Raw genomic sequence first — 13,457 nt, forward strand, 5'->3', positions numbered from 1 at the left:
TCATAGTGATTCGTTATTAATCAAAGCTGGTTCTGGGGTGGCAACATTAGGATTGCCGGATTCTCCTGGTGTGCCTGAAGGTATTGCTAAAAATACAATTACAGTTCCATACAATGATTTAGATGCACTTAAAATCGCTTTCGAAAAATTTGGAGACGATATTGCTGGTGTAATCGTAGAACCTGTTGCTGGTAATATGGGTGTCGTACCGCCGATTGAAGGTTTTTTACAGGGATTAAGAAATATTACGACTGAATACGGCGCATTGCTAATTTTCGATGAAGTAATGACTGGTTTCAGAGTCGGTTATCATTGTGCACAAGGTTACTTTGGTGTGACACCAGATTTAACTTGCTTAGGAAAAGTTATCGGTGGAGGACTACCTGTAGGTGCTTTTGGTGGTAAAAAAGAAATCATGGATCATATAGCACCATTAGGAAATATTTATCAAGCGGGTACGTTATCAGGAAATCCTCTTGCAATGACAAGTGGTTATGAAACGTTAAGCCAATTAACGCCAGAGACATATGAGTATTTTAATATGTTAGGCGATATACTTGAAGACGGTTTAAAGCGTGTATTTGCTAAACACAATGTACCAATAACTGTAAATAGAGCAGGTTCAATGATTGGTTATTTCTTAAATGAAGGACCTGTAACTAATTTTGAACAAGCGAATAAAAGTGATTTGAAATTATTTGCAGAAATGTATCGAGAAATGGCAAAAGAAGGTGTGTTTTTACCACCATCTCAATTTGAAGGTACATTCCTATCTACGGCACACACGAAAGAAGATATTGAAAAAACGATTCAAGCATTTGATACGGCTTTAAGTCGTATTGTAAAATAAATATACGGACAAATTGAGAGCCTGAACTTTGTTCAGGCTCTTTTTAAATGTATATCAGGCATGGGCGGCGACTTGATAGTGAAAGTCCATATATGCTTTGTAGTCAAAACTGCTAGCGGATATTGTTATCTTAACAAACGTGAAGCTCAAGCAGCAATTTAGTCATTTTATTTTTTATTGAAAGAAGTGGAAAACATGACAATGATATATAGAAATAATTTCATTGTGTTCGTTTTATCATTTTTTATTAGTATTCTACTGTATTCATCGCACGTATTACTCCCATTTATGTTTGGTCCTATTATCGCATCAATCATTTGTGTAAAAGTTTTCAAACTTGATATTAAATGGCCATTCTTACTTAGTGAATTAGGTATTGTACTATTAGGTGTGCAAATCGGATCAACGTTTACGAAAAATGTCGTTATGGATATTAAAGACAATTGGCTTTCGATTATTGTTGTATCTATTTCGATATTATTAATTGCAATAGTAATGGCATTTATTTTTAAAAAAATTGCACGTATTAATACAGAAACAGCTATTTTAAGTGTTATACCAGGAGCACTAACACAAATGCTGGTCATGGCTGAACAAGACAAACGTGCTAATTTGTTAGTTGTTAGCTTAACGCAAACATCACGAATTATATTTGTTGTTGTTTTAGTACCGTTCATTTCATATTTTTTTCATGATGGTAACATGCATGCGAATGGAAAGTTAACAAAAGTCTTGCCTTTATCACAAGTATTAAACATAGGGCAAATAGTTATTTTAGCGATAGCTATCTTTATAGTTTATCTAATTATGTCTAAAATAAAGTTTCCAACATTTCAATTATTAGCACCACTCATTGTATTAATTGTTTGGAATTTTTCTACAGGTTTAACATTTACACTAGATCATTGGTTGTTGAACATGGCACAACTAATATATATGATTAGAATTGGAGTTCAAATTGCGCATTTATTGTCAGATTTAAAAGGTAGACTAGCAATCGCAATTACAATTCAAAATATTATGTTGATAATTGGTGCGCTAATCATGGTTTATGTCATACATTTCTTTGATAATAATCCTATTAATGAATTGTTTCTTGGTGCAGCACCAGGAGGGGTTAATCAGATAGTTTTAGTTGCATTAGCTACTGGTGCCGATGTTGCTATGATTACGAGTTATCATATTTTCCGAATCTTTTTCATCCTATTTATTATTGCACCAGGAATTAATTACTTTTTAAAATATCGTTCGAATAAGCGTGAAGATTAGAAACTATCATCTATTTAAGTTGATTTATGCTTAGGATAGAATTCATTATTAAGGTTTAAGCAAAGGTTGTACATCTATTTTTAGATTAAGATATCTAATATTAGCAGTGCATTAACTTGGAACTTTAACTTATGATTTGAATAAATTTTCACATCAAAAAACGAGACAGTCTATTAGTTAAAAATAGATGATGTCTCGTTTACTTTATGATGCTATAGCAAATTAATTGTGTTTAGGCTTTGATGGACAATCTTTTAAATGTGCATCATATAAACCGGCTGCTTCTAAAAACGAAAATACTGTTACTGGACCTAAAAATTTAAACCCGTATTGTTTTAAATCTTTAGATAGTTGTGTTGCAGTATCATCAACTGTGATACGATCAGAAGCATGTTCATACTGCAAATCTTTAGGCTTACCATTTACATATGACCATAAAAATTTACTAAAACTACCATATGCTTGTTCAATTTTTAAATACCCTTGAGCTTGATTAACAATTGCTTCTAATTTTTTACGATGATGAACGATATTTGGAAAAGTCATTAAGCGGTCGATATCTTGAGCGGTCATTTGTGCTACCTTTTCTGGTTCGAAATCATAAAATGCTTCTTCATAGGCTTCTTTCTTTTTTAAAATAGTTAACCAAGATAGCCCAGCATGTTGTGATTCTAATGCTAAAAGTTTAAACAATGCCTTGCTATCATAGAGCGGTTGTCCCCATACATGATCATGATAGTCTAAGTAGACTGGATCTTTAGTACCAAATGCGCATTCATTCATTTTATTCCCACCTATACATTGACTTATTTTGTCAATCATTATACTATAAGTTAAGAGTTTAATATAGGATTTGGGAAGAGTAAGTTCAAATTATTTTAAAGAGAGCATATGATTTGGTGTGAGTATGTAAATGATTTTTACTGAAGGTAGCCCACAGAGTATCTTAGCTGAACGTGATTAATAGTAGGCTAAGACGTGTTTGAGCGTTAATCATAATCTAGAGTGCTTGAAGAGATGAAGCATTTCAAATTTCACGATGATAGTATTGGTATGATTATTCCAATTATGTTAAAAGAGTGAATTTGATATTAATCATCCTTCTTGAATATAGGTGGTACCACGGAATATCCGTCCTATTTGTATATAGGATGGATATTTTTATTTTTTTAGGAGGTATAGCAAATGGAAATGAAATCAAAATATGATCCTCGTGAAGTTGAAGCGGGACGTTATGAAGAATGGGTAAAGAATGGTTATTTTAAACCGTCAGAAGATAAATCAAAAGAAACATATACAATTGTTATCCCGCCACCAAATGTAACTGGTAAATTACATTTAGGACATGCATGGGATACGACTTTACAAGATATCATTACACGTATGAAACGTATGCAAGGATACGATACGTTATACTTACCAGGTATGGATCATGCTGGTATTGCGACACAGGCAAAGGTAGAAGCTAAATTAAATGAACAAGGAATAACTAGATATGATCTTGGTCGTGAAAAGTTTTTAGAACAGGCATGGGATTGGAAAGAAGAGTATGCGTCATTTATTCGTGCGCAATGGGCTAAATTAGGTCTAGGTTTAGATTATAGTAGAGAACGTTTTACTTTAGATGAAGGTTTAAGTAAAGCAGTTAAAAAAGTTTTTGTTGATTTATACAATAAAGGAATTATTTATCGTGGCGAACGTATTATAAATTGGGATCCTAAAGCACGTACAGCTTTATCTGATATTGAAGTAATACATGAAGATGTTCAAGGTGCGTTTTATCATTTTAAATATCCTTACGCTGATGGTGAAGGTTTTATTGAAATTGCAACAACAAGACCAGAAACGATGTTAGGTGATACAGCGATTGTTGTTAACCCTAATGACGAACGATACAAAGATGTAATCGGTAAAACTGTTATATTACCAATCGTAGGACGCGAACTGCCTATTTTAGCAGATGAGTATGTTGATATAGACTTCGGTTCTGGTGCTATGAAAGTGACACCAGCACATGACCCTAATGATTTTGAAATTGGTCAAAGACATCAATTAGAAAATATTATCGTTATGGATGAAAATGGTAAAATGAACGACAAAGCGGGTAAATATGAAGGTATGGACCGTTTTGATTGTCGTAAACAGCTAGTTAAAGATTTAAAAGAACAAGATTTAGTTATCAAGATTGAAGATCATGTTCATTCTGTAGGTCATTCAGAACGATCTGGCGCTGTTGTTGAACCATATTTATCAACACAATGGTTTGTGCGCATGGAAGACTTAGCGAAACGTTCATTAGATAACCAAAAAACAGATGATCGTATTGATTTTTATCCGCAACGTTTCGAACATACATTTAACCAATGGATGGAAAATATTAGAGATTGGACGATTTCAAGACAATTATGGTGGGGTCATCAAATTCCGGCTTGGTATCATAAAGAAACAGGCGAAATATATGTTGGAGAAGAAGCGCCAACTGATATTGAAAATTGGCAACAAGATGAAGATGTATTAGATACGTGGTTCTCAAGTGCTTTATGGCCTTTCTCTACGTTAGGTTGGCCTGATTTAGAAAGTGAAGACTTTAAACGATACTACCCAACAAATGCCTTAGTTACAGGTTACGATATTATCTTTTTCTGGGTAGCACGCATGATATTCCAAGGCTTAGAATTTACAGATCGTCGTCCATTTAATGATGTATTATTACACGGTTTAGTTCGTGCTGAAGACGGGCGTAAGATGAGTAAATCATTAGGTAATGGTGTGGATCCAATGGATGTTATTGACGAATACGGTGCTGATAGCTTGCGTTACTTCTTAGCAACAGGTTCATCTCCAGGACATGATTTAAGATACTCAACTGAAAAAGTTGAGTCAGTGTGGAACTTTATCAATAAAATCTGGAATGGGGCACGTTTCAGTTTAATGAATATCGGTGAAGACTTTAAAGTTGAAGATATCGATTTAAGTGGTAACTTATCATTAGCAGATAAATGGATTCTAACACGTTTAAATGAAACGATTGCAACAGTTACTGATTTAAGTGACAAATATGAATTCGGCGAAGTTGGACGTGCATTATATAATTTCATTTGGGATGATTTCTGTGATTGGTACATTGAAATGAGTAAAATTCCAATGAATAGTAATGATGAAGAACAAAAACAAGTTACACGTTCAGTATTGAGTTATACTTTAGACAATATTATGAGAATGCTACATCCATTCATGCCATTTGTAACAGAGAAAATATGGCAAAGTTTACCACATGAAGGTGACACAATTGTTAAAGCTTCATGGCCAGAAGTGCGTGAATCATTGATTTTTGAAGAAAGTAAACAAACAATGCAACAACTTGTTGAAATCATTAAATCTGTAAGACAATCACGTGTAGAAGTAAATACGCCATTGTCTAAAGAAATACCTATTTTAATTCAAGCTAAAGATAAAGAAATTGAAACAACTTTATCACAAAACAAAGATTATTTAATCAAATTCTGTAATCCTAGTACCTTAAATATTAGCACTGACGTGGAAATTCCTGAGAAAGCAATGACATCAGTTGTAATTGCAGGTAAAGTGGTATTACCATTAGAAGGGCTAATTGATATGGATAAGGAAATCAGCCGTTTGGAAAAAGAATTAGCTAAACTTCAAAGCGAATTAGATAGAGTAGATAAAAAGCTCTCTAATGAAAACTTTGTAAGTAAAGCACCTGAAAAGGTTATAAATGAAGAAAAACGTAAAAAACAAGATTATCAAGAAAAATATGATGGTGTGAAGGCAAGAATTGAACAATTAAAAGCATAGGAGTTAGTAACAATGAATTACCTAGAGAGCTTGTATTGGATACACGAAAGAACTAAATTTGGCATCAAACCAGGTGTTAAACGTATGGAATGGATGCTAGCACAATTTAATAATCCTCAAAATAACATTAAGGGTATTCATGTAGGTGGCACAAATGGTAAAGGCTCTACAGTTGCTTACCTTAGAACAGCTTTAGTTGAAAATGGTTATGAAGTAGGTACATTTACGTCGCCGTTTATTGAAACATTTAATGAACGAATTAGTCTAAATGGTGTGCCAATATCAAATGACGCTATTGTAGAATTAGTATCACGTATTAAACCAGTAAGTGAAATGATGGAACGTGAAACAGATTTAGGTGTTGCAACTGAATTCGAAATAATCACAGCGATGATGTTTTTATATTTTGGTGAAATACATCCTGTTGATTTTGTCATTGTTGAGGCTGGATTGGGTATAAAGAACGATTCGACAAATGTCTTTACACCGGTTTTATCAATCTTAACTAGTATCGGTCTAGACCATACAGATATTTTAGGTGGTACTTATCTAGATATTGCTAGGGATAAAGGCGCGATTATAAAGCCTAACGTTCCAGTGATATATGCTGTTAAAAATGAAGATGCATTAAAATATGTTCGTGAACGCGCAATTGAACAACATGCAAAGCCAATTGAATTAGATAGAGAAATTGTTGTTGTATCGCAAAATGATGAATTTACTTACCGTTATAAAGATTATGAATTAGAAACAATCATTTTAAGCATGTTAGGTGAACATCAGAAACAAAATGCTGCATTAGCCATAACAGCTCTTATTGAATTAAATGAACAAGGATTAATTGAATTAGATTTCAATAAGATGATAGACGGTATTGAATCAGTTCGTTGGACTGGACGTATTGAGCAGGTGCATGACAAACCTTTAATCATTTTGGATGGCGCACATAATTCAGAGAGTATAGATGCTCTAATTGATACAATTAAACAGTACCATGATAAAGAAAAAGTAGATATTTTGTTCTCAGCAATAAACGGAAAACCGATTAACGAGATGGTCAAACATTTAAGTTTAATTGCGCATACGTTTTATGCAACTGAATTTGATTTTCCGAAAGCGTTACGCAAAGAAGAAATTGTAGGTAGTATTGAAAATGATGAAATACAATTAGTAGATGACTACGTTGAATTTATAAAAAATTATCAAGGTGATACATTAGTAATTACCGGTAGTCTGTATTTCATAAGTGAAGTTAAATCAAAATTAGACTTTGAAGCATTATAAAACTAAAACTAAAATAGCCATGAAGAATCTATTTAATCAATAGGTAGAGCTTCATGGTTATTTTTTATGCTCTAAATCGTATGTGTTTATAAGGTTCAATTTCTTGCCATTATTAATTTTGCCGTGCAGTAATGGGCTATTAAAGTATCCATCAATTATGCTTAGCAATATTGAAAAATTTAAATGAAAAAGAGGTTCAATTCTTGAAAAATAGTGTATATTTACATTTCGGTAATAAGTAACTATACTTTACGTAAGGAGGTTGTCATTTGGTAGTATTGTTATCTTATAGTTGCAGTTGTATCTTTAGTTTTCTATATCAATTTATATCTATAGAAGAAACGTCATTTGATTATTTACATAGAAGATCGAAATGTGATTATTGTAATTCATCACTCAAATGGTATGAATTAATGCCGATTATTAGTTTTTTATTATTAAAAGGGCGATGTCGAAACTGTCGAAAGCGTATTTCCCTAACACATTTCTTAGGGGAAACCTTTGCTTTAATACCTATCGTCTTTATTAAGTATGATTTCACATACGTAAATGCTACGCTATTTATAACTACATATGTTTTTCTGCTTATTTTTACTATGACCGATATCACTTCTTTAATGTTAGATTGTCGCTTAATTATAATTTATTGTATCGTTTCTCTCTCGTTAAGTATGATTTATCCAGTAGCTTTTATCATTATTAGTATGACCACGCATATATTCTACTTTTTATTTCGGGCATATATTGGTTATGGTGACGTTTTACTAATATCTGCACTTTCTTTGTTTTTCCCTCTCCAATTCACTATTTATGTCATTTTATTTACATTTGTCATTGCTGGTTTAGTTGCTTTAATTACCATGATATTTAAGCCGATTAAACTATTACCCCTTGTTCCATTTATATTTATTTCCTTTTTTATCAATTCACTTTTTTATAATGATATCCATCAATTTTTAGGAGGCGTATATTTTTGAAAATTAAAGAAATGGTAACTTCAGAAATGCCAAGAGAACGTTTGTTAAGCCATGGTGCAAAAAGTCTTTCGAATACAGAATTATTAGCTATATTAATTAACACCGGAAGAAAAGGATTCTCGAGCATAGACATTAGTAATGAACTGCTTAAATCTGCTTCGAATCTGAATGAATTGAAAAAATCTTCAATTAACGATTTGATAAAAGTTAAAGGGATTGGATTACAAAAAGCAATTACTTTAAAAGCAGCATTTGAGTTAGGGGAAAGGATGGGGAGAAGAGCTGAAAATAATCGTATAAAAATAACGCAACCAAGTGATGTTGCTGATTATATGATTCCAACAATGAAAGATTTAACACAAGAACATTTTGTCATTTTATTGTTAAATTCAAAAAATGTAGTGATTAAAGAAACCTGTGTTTTTAAAGGTACATTAAATAGTTCGATTGTACATCCACGTGAAATTTTTAGTATTGCGGTGAGAGAAAATGCCAATGCAATCATCGCAGTTCATAATCATCCATCCGGTGATGTAACGCCCTCACAAGAAGATATCATAACAACAATGAGGTTGAAGGAGTGTGGTTTGATTTTAGGGATAGATTTATTGGATCATATTATAATCGGTGATAATAGATTTACCAGTCTTGTAGAAGCGGGTTACTTTGATGAAAATGATTGAAGTTGATAGAATTAATGACGTATCTTGTGTATAATACCTACGAAGTACTTTCATTGGAGGAAAAATAGTGACTCTATTTATTATTATCGGGGTTCTCGTGCCAATGGTTTATACCATGCAGTTAAATATTAAAAATGAACCTGTAACAAAGCGCAATCTTTTAATAACATTAGCTTTATCTACGTTAGGTATTTTAGTAACCGCGTTAGCAGGTGTAATCGTTACGAAACAAGCTTTTCCTTTATTAAGTGTAGCAATTGGCTCAATTTTTACTGGAATCGTTTGGGGCCTTTTACTAAGTGGTAGCTACGCGCTGATACGATTTTTATCTAACGCATTTGGGCGTAAGTAATAGTAATCTGTTCATCAAGTAGTATCCGTGCTTGAAAACAAATTAAAACTCCTAATGTGGAACTAGTTAAAAAATTCTAAACTAGTACATTAGGAGTTTTGTTATGCAGAATAAATTTAATTGTTAAATTGAAAGTGCGGTAAAAATCCACTATTTATTTGAAAAAAATCGAGCAACCAAATTAAACCTTGATATCCTAAGTAAATACATAATAAAACAAGTCCGACATAAATTAAAAATCGCAAAATAGAAAGTCCAACTCTAAAAAGGAGGATGACTAATAGTGCTATTAAAATAATTGTTAGTATACTCAATGCTACAAACCTCCTAATACGCTTTTAAATCATAACAAAATTATAAGCTATTTTAAATGAACGTGCATCAGTCCTAAGATATATCATGATTAAGGCTGAAGACTGAGGAAAATATACATAATAAAATATATAATTAGATGAAGACATTGGAGGCGAACTATGAGATTGATATTTAGTATGATTAAAAACATTATAGCAGTAATAGCAATTGTGATAATTGTTTATATCGCCTTGAAATACGCACCTTTTTTAAAAGAACAAGATTGGAATCCTGTAAATCACGATAATGATCAAATGAATCAAGTTACGCAACCCACTAATGATGCCCAACATGTTTATGTAAGTGGTGAGAAATATTCATTAAAAGAAAATGATTTAATAAAGAATGTACCATTAAGCCAAATTAAAAATGTATTTAAAATGATAGATAAACAAGAGTTTATGGCTGTGTCTGGAATGAATCGCATGGCTTATAATGATCAATATATTATAGGTCAAAGAGGAGACGAATTTATTCTTTATAAATTTGGAGATGAGTCAATGCGTGTTTACAATACTGAATTTGAAATGCAACAAGACTTAAATGAATTAGGGCAAAATTTACAACTAAAACCTGAAAATGCTTATCAATAGGAAATTATTGCATAAGAAATATATTTTAGTTATCCTGTCACTAGAATAAATTTAAAAGGTTGGTGTAGTTCAAATGGCAGAACAATCAAAACAGAAACAAGCTAATGAACAACAAAAGGCCCAGAACTTATTCGCACGTTGGAGACAACTTCAGAATTCGAACAGTGAATCCTCGAACGATACAAACAAATAATTTTAAAATTTAAATCGATTATTTAAACTACTAGTGACTGGAATGTTTGCTAGTAGTTTTTTTGTTTTTAAAATGCCACAAATTTTTTACGGAGTTGTTCATTTTCAAAGTAATTCGTAGTTAGTGCTTTATTTCATAATGGGAGTAATATAAAATAGAAAAGGATATACAATATTTTGACATAATAGAGGTGTTCTGGGTGCTTAAGTTTTTTAAAAATAACAAATTAATTGTTGTTTTATGTGCAATTATCGTTTTTATTGCATTAATTGGGCTGTCCATACGTTCACAATCTCAATCACCTCCTGAACAATATATAGGTGATTCTGTGTCTTTTGGACAACGAGTTGTGAGTTATCCAGTTAATTTTGTTGCTGGTACGATTGGGGACTTTTTTAAAAAAGGAGATTCTAAAGAATCTAAAAATAAGATTAGCCAGTTAGAATCTAAGAACCAACAATTAGAAGCGGAAAATGAAAAATTAAAAAAAGAGCTTGATTTAAAAGATATTTCAAAATTTGATCCTATTTCTACTACAGTTTTAGCAAGAAATCCGGATCAGTGGATGAATACAATTGTAATTGATAAGGGATCTAAATCAGGTATAACTTCAAATATGGCTGTGATGACATCACAAGGTTTTGTTGGAAGAGTTACTAAAGTTAATAAATTTTCTTCACAAGTTGATTTAATCTCAACTAATACACGTGCGGGTAAATTATCTGTAAATATACAACACGGTTCTAAAAATATATTTGGTTTAATTGATCGTTATGATGAAAAGAACTCAGAACTTGTAATTAGTGACATTAATAATAGAGATAATATCTCAAAAGGTGATAAAGTCGTTACAAGTGGATTAGCTGATCAACTACCAAGTAATTTATATATAGGAGAAGTGACTAAGGTTCAAAATGATCAATACGGCTTAGCTAAAGAAGTTAGGGTTAAGACTGGTGCAGACTTAACAGATTTGAGTCATGTTTATGTTGCAAAAAGAGATCCTAAAACAATTCCTGATGATGAAAGCAGGGATAAATAATGCGTACACTGTATTATTTTTTGATAGGTATTTTACTATTTTATATAGATACTGCAATTGGGCTTCTTATTCCAATGCACATAGGTAAGTTTGAACTTGTATTTGTACCACACCTTACATTTATGTATATTTTAATGATGGTAGTGTATCGTGGCTTTGGCGTATCATTATTGCTCAGCATATTTTTAGGCGTAATGACTGATGTATACTTTGGTAGTATTTATGGAGTGTACTTATTTGGCTATATATTGTTTTTAGCACTTATAGATCGATTCTTTAAAATTTTTTACAAAGATCATTCGATGTTATTCATTATTATATTAGCCAGCACCTTATTATTAGAAGTCTATGTGGCATTAATATACGGTATGTTAGGATTCATTCAATTTGATATTATTCATTTTGTAGTCTTTAGATTATTGCCAACATTAATTATGAATTTTGTACTGTTGATTATGCTTTATCCGTTGATTATAAAGTTCCTTAAAAAAACAAACAATGACATTGACATGAAACGTCGTCAATGGTAAGATGCAATAGTTGAGTAGTTATAAGTAGCTACATACAACCGCTCAAATATAGGTTCAAGAACATTTTTAATGAAGAAAGCGATTGTCAATCAAGGCGTTGAAGGAAGAAACGAGAAGAGTTTATGTTTATAAATGACTCGAGTTGCGACCGAAACAACATAGAGTGCAAACGCTTGACTCAATAACGAAATGTCACCTATGTATGGCGTGACTTATTATACAGGAGGTGCAAAGTATGTTTGCTATTATTGAAACAGGTGGAAAACAAATCAAAGTAGAAGAAGGTCAAGAAATTTTCGTTGAAAAATTAGACGTAAACGAAGGAGATACTTTTACATTTGATAAAGTATTATTTGTAGGTGGAGATTCAGTTAAAGTTGGAGCGCCAACAGTTGAAGGTGCAACAGTTACTGCTACTGTTAATAAACAAGGTCGCGGTAAAAAAATTACTGTATTCACATACAAACGTCGTAAAAATTCAAAACGTAAAAAAGGCCATCGTCAACCATACACTAAATTAACAATCGATAAAATCAACGCGTAATTATTATGATTACTGTTGATATTACAGTTAATGATGAAGGCAAAGTAACAGACGTTATTATGGATGGCCATGCTGACCATGGTGAATATGGTCATGATATCGTTTGTGCTGGAGCTTCAGCTGTATTGTTTGGTAGTGTTAATGCGATTATAGGATTGACATCTGAGAGACCAGATATCAATTATGACGACAATGGTGGTCATTTTCATATAAGAAGCGTTGATACAAATAACGATGAAGCGCAACTAATTCTTCAAACAATGCTTGTGTCTTTACAAACTATTGAAGAAGAATATAATGAGAATATTAGATTAAATTATAAGTGAGGTGCATTCCGATGTTAAAATTAAACTTACAATTCTTCGCATCTAAAAAAGGGGTAAGTTCTACAAAAAACGGACGTGACTCTGAATCAAAACGCTTAGGTGCTAAACGTGCTGACGGTCAATTCGTAACAGGTGGTTCAATTTTATATCGCCAACGTGGTACTAAAATTTACCCTGGTGAAAATGTAGGTCGTGGTGGCGATGATACATTATTCGCTAAAATCGACGGCGTTGTTAAATTCGAACGTAAAGGTCGCGACAAAAAACAAGTTTCTGTATATGCAGTAGCTGAATAATTTTGTCTAGTTAACACCAGAAGTGAATCTTCTGGTGTTTTTTACTTTTTATAAAACGTTTTTCATTATTATTTTCATTATGTTATTAAAAAATGGGAATTTTAGACGTTATACTAAATGTGCAACTGCATAAGAGCCCCTAATTATTTACAATATATAAGGGGGCTAAGGAATACAGTTGCAGCGTTTAAAGAATAAACTGTACCATAATTGGTGCTGAGAAATATAAGTATTTTAAAGCAAAGATTTATAAAAGCAACTGCATAAGAGCCCCTAATCGCTAAACTATAAGGGGACAAAAGAATACAGTTGCAGTATAAAAAGCAAAAAAAGTATCATATTTGGTAC

17 protein-coding genes and 2 other annotated features are annotated in these 13,457 nt (G+C 32.2%); of the genes, 15 read left to right on the forward strand and 2 right to left on the reverse strand.

Features of this window, described 5'->3' with window-relative positions:
• The 3 genes from IDG64_RS06700 to IDG64_RS06710 form a co-directional block, all read left to right on the forward strand.
• Positions 1-850 (forward strand): glutamate-1-semialdehyde 2,1-aminomutase (locus tag IDG64_RS06700; RefSeq protein WP_206171294.1); only part of this gene is annotated, 850 nt, incomplete at its 5' end.
• A 60-nt stretch (positions 851-910) separates the two neighbouring features.
• Positions 911-1,012 (forward strand): hypothetical protein, encoded by a 102-nt coding sequence (locus tag IDG64_RS06705; RefSeq protein ID WP_001788970.1) that lies wholly within the window; start codon positions 911-913, stop codon positions 1,010-1,012.
• Positions 1,013-1,045: 33 nt separating this feature from the next.
• The gene (locus IDG64_RS06710; protein ID WP_000178003.1) at positions 1,046-2,119 is read left to right on the forward strand and encodes an AbrB family transcriptional regulator; all 1,074 of its coding nucleotides are present in this window, start codon (positions 1,046-1,048) and stop codon (positions 2,117-2,119) included.
• Between the two features lie 222 nt (positions 2,120-2,341).
• Here IDG64_RS06710 and IDG64_RS06715 read toward each other — a convergent pair whose 3' ends face one another.
• Positions 2,342-2,902 carry a DNA-3-methyladenine glycosylase I gene (locus IDG64_RS06715; RefSeq protein ID WP_001001227.1) on the reverse strand — a complete coding sequence of 187 codons (561 nt, stop codon included), beginning with the start codon at positions 2,900-2,902 and terminating at the stop codon, positions 2,342-2,344.
• Positions 2,903-2,959: 57 nt separating this feature from the next.
• Positions 2,960-3,261: a binding site (T-box leader), on the forward strand.
• A 43-nt stretch (positions 3,262-3,304) separates the two neighbouring features.
• Here IDG64_RS06715 and IDG64_RS06720 point away from each other — a divergent pair.
• The 5 genes from IDG64_RS06720 to IDG64_RS06740 all read left to right on the forward strand — a co-directional run bounded on the left by IDG64_RS06720 (position 3,305) and on the right by IDG64_RS06740 (position 9,231).
• The gene (locus IDG64_RS06720) at positions 3,305-5,935 is read left to right on the forward strand and encodes a valine--tRNA ligase (RefSeq protein ID WP_000425387.1); all 2,631 of its coding nucleotides are present in this window, start codon (positions 3,305-3,307) and stop codon (positions 5,933-5,935) included.
• Positions 5,936-5,947: 12 nt separating this feature from the next.
• The gene (locus tag IDG64_RS06725) at positions 5,948-7,219 is read left to right on the forward strand and encodes a bifunctional folylpolyglutamate synthase/dihydrofolate synthase (protein ID WP_001108346.1); all 1,272 of its coding nucleotides are present in this window, start codon (positions 5,948-5,950) and stop codon (positions 7,217-7,219) included.
• A 269-nt stretch (positions 7,220-7,488) separates the two neighbouring features.
• Positions 7,489-8,196, forward strand: a complete 708-nt coding sequence (locus tag IDG64_RS06730; RefSeq protein ID WP_000261115.1) for a prepilin peptidase — start codon at positions 7,489-7,491, stop codon at positions 8,194-8,196.
• Positions 8,193-8,879, forward strand: a complete 687-nt coding sequence (gene radC / locus IDG64_RS06735; protein ID WP_000692870.1) for a RadC family protein — start codon at positions 8,193-8,195, stop codon at positions 8,877-8,879. Before IDG64_RS06730 ends, radC begins: the two co-directional genes overlap by 4 nt.
• Positions 8,880-8,946: 67 nt before the next feature.
• Positions 8,947-9,231: a hypothetical protein gene (locus IDG64_RS06740; protein ID WP_000171859.1), complete on the forward strand. Its 285-nt coding sequence runs from the start codon at positions 8,947-8,949 to the stop codon at positions 9,229-9,231.
• 116 nt (positions 9,232-9,347) lie between these two features.
• Here IDG64_RS06740 and IDG64_RS06745 read toward each other — a convergent pair whose 3' ends face one another.
• Positions 9,348-9,545 (reverse strand): hypothetical protein, encoded by a 198-nt coding sequence (locus IDG64_RS06745; RefSeq protein ID WP_000025835.1) that lies wholly within the window; start codon positions 9,543-9,545, stop codon positions 9,348-9,350.
• A gap of 159 nt (positions 9,546-9,704) precedes the next feature.
• Here IDG64_RS06745 and IDG64_RS06750 point away from each other — a divergent pair, with 159 nt between their 5' ends.
• The 7 genes from IDG64_RS06750 to rpmA all read left to right on the forward strand — a co-directional run bounded on the left by IDG64_RS06750 (position 9,705) and on the right by rpmA (position 13,109).
• The gene (locus tag IDG64_RS06750) at positions 9,705-10,178 is read left to right on the forward strand and encodes a DUF4930 family protein (RefSeq protein ID WP_001236734.1); all 474 of its coding nucleotides are present in this window, start codon (positions 9,705-9,707) and stop codon (positions 10,176-10,178) included.
• 73 nt (positions 10,179-10,251) lie between these two features.
• Positions 10,252-10,371, forward strand: a complete 120-nt coding sequence (locus IDG64_RS06755) for a hypothetical protein (protein ID WP_000840602.1) — start codon at positions 10,252-10,254, stop codon at positions 10,369-10,371.
• Between the two features lie 199 nt (positions 10,372-10,570).
• The gene (mreC, locus tag IDG64_RS06760; protein ID WP_000911041.1) at positions 10,571-11,413 is read left to right on the forward strand and encodes a rod shape-determining protein MreC; all 843 of its coding nucleotides are present in this window, start codon (positions 10,571-10,573) and stop codon (positions 11,411-11,413) included.
• A complete protein-coding gene (gene mreD / locus IDG64_RS06765; RefSeq protein ID WP_001259925.1) occupies positions 11,413-11,943 on the forward strand; it encodes a rod shape-determining protein MreD in 531 nt (176 codons plus the stop codon). The genes mreC and mreD overlap by 1 nt, the downstream gene beginning before the upstream one ends.
• Before the next feature lie 26 nt (positions 11,944-11,969).
• Positions 11,970-12,166: a sequence feature (ribosomal protein L21 leader region), on the forward strand.
• Between the two features lie 12 nt (positions 12,167-12,178).
• Positions 12,179-12,487, forward strand: a complete 309-nt coding sequence (gene rplU, locus IDG64_RS06770) for a 50S ribosomal protein L21 (RefSeq protein ID WP_000457386.1) — start codon at positions 12,179-12,181, stop codon at positions 12,485-12,487.
• A gap of 5 nt (positions 12,488-12,492) precedes the next feature.
• Positions 12,493-12,813: a ribosomal-processing cysteine protease Prp gene (locus IDG64_RS06775; RefSeq protein WP_000633692.1), complete on the forward strand. Its 321-nt coding sequence runs from the start codon at positions 12,493-12,495 to the stop codon at positions 12,811-12,813.
• Positions 12,814-12,824: 11 nt separating this feature from the next.
• Positions 12,825-13,109 carry a 50S ribosomal protein L27 gene (gene rpmA, locus IDG64_RS06780; protein ID WP_000916187.1) on the forward strand — a complete coding sequence of 95 codons (285 nt, stop codon included), beginning with the start codon at positions 12,825-12,827 and terminating at the stop codon, positions 13,107-13,109.
• Positions 13,110-13,457 lie beyond the last annotated feature (348 nt).

It is taken from the genome of Staphylococcus sp. EG-SA-15, assembly GCF_017151895.1.
Taxonomy (GTDB): domain Bacteria; phylum Bacillota; class Bacilli; order Staphylococcales; family Staphylococcaceae; genus Staphylococcus; species Staphylococcus aureus.

Coding starts and splice junctions, on each gene's coding strand:
- IDG64_RS06755 (WP_000840602.1), top strand. CDS start 10,252: ATGGCAGAACAATCAAAACAGAAACAAGCTAATGAACAACAAAAGGCC.
- IDG64_RS06720 (WP_000425387.1), top strand. CDS start 3,305: ATGGAAATGAAATCAAAATATGATCCTCGTGAAGTTGAAGCGGGACGT.
- IDG64_RS06710 (WP_000178003.1), top strand. CDS start 1,046: ATGACAATGATATATAGAAATAATTTCATTGTGTTCGTTTTATCATTT.
- rplU (WP_000457386.1), top strand. CDS start 12,179: ATGTTTGCTATTATTGAAACAGGTGGAAAACAAATCAAAGTAGAAGAA.
- rpmA (WP_000916187.1), top strand. CDS start 12,825: ATGTTAAAATTAAACTTACAATTCTTCGCATCTAAAAAAGGGGTAAGT.
- IDG64_RS06715 (WP_001001227.1), bottom strand. CDS start 2,902: ATGAATGAATGCGCATTTGGTACTAAAGATCCAGTCTACTTAGACTAT.
- IDG64_RS06725 (WP_001108346.1), top strand. CDS start 5,948: ATGAATTACCTAGAGAGCTTGTATTGGATACACGAAAGAACTAAATTT.
- IDG64_RS06705 (WP_001788970.1), top strand. CDS start 911: ATGGGCGGCGACTTGATAGTGAAAGTCCATATATGCTTTGTAGTCAAA.
- IDG64_RS06750 (WP_001236734.1), top strand. CDS start 9,705: ATGAGATTGATATTTAGTATGATTAAAAACATTATAGCAGTAATAGCA.
- mreD (WP_001259925.1), top strand. CDS start 11,413: ATGCGTACACTGTATTATTTTTTGATAGGTATTTTACTATTTTATATA.
- IDG64_RS06775 (WP_000633692.1), top strand. CDS start 12,493: ATGATTACTGTTGATATTACAGTTAATGATGAAGGCAAAGTAACAGAC.